Source organism: Pseudomonas onubensis (assembly GCF_965653655.1).
Classification (GTDB): Bacteria; Pseudomonadota; Gammaproteobacteria; order Pseudomonadales; family Pseudomonadaceae; genus Aquipseudomonas.
The window spans coordinates 1-255 of sequence record NZ_CBFHAZ010000352.1; the positions used below are offsets into that span (position 1 = coordinate 1).

Annotated in this window: 1 rRNA gene; it reads right to left on the reverse strand. The window is 52.9% G+C overall.

The features are described from left to right. A 16S ribosomal RNA gene (locus ACTD9P_RS30300) occupies positions 1 to 213 on the reverse strand; the annotation flags it as partial. Positions 214 to 255 lie beyond the last annotated feature (42 nt).

Sequence of the window (255 nt, forward strand, 5' to 3'; positions counted from 1 at the left end):
GCAAGGCCCGAAGGTCCCCTGCTTTCTCCCGTAGGACGTATGCGGTATTAGCGTCCGTTTCCGAACGTTATCCCCCACTACCAGGCAGATTCCTAGGCATTACTCACCCGTCCGCCGCTCTCAAGAGAAGCAAGCTCCTCTCTACCGCTCGACTTGCATGTGTTAGGCCTGCCGCCAGCGTTCAATCTGAGCCATGATCAAACTCTTCAGTTCAAACATCTTTGGGTTTTTAAGAAACCCTAAACTTGGCTCAGC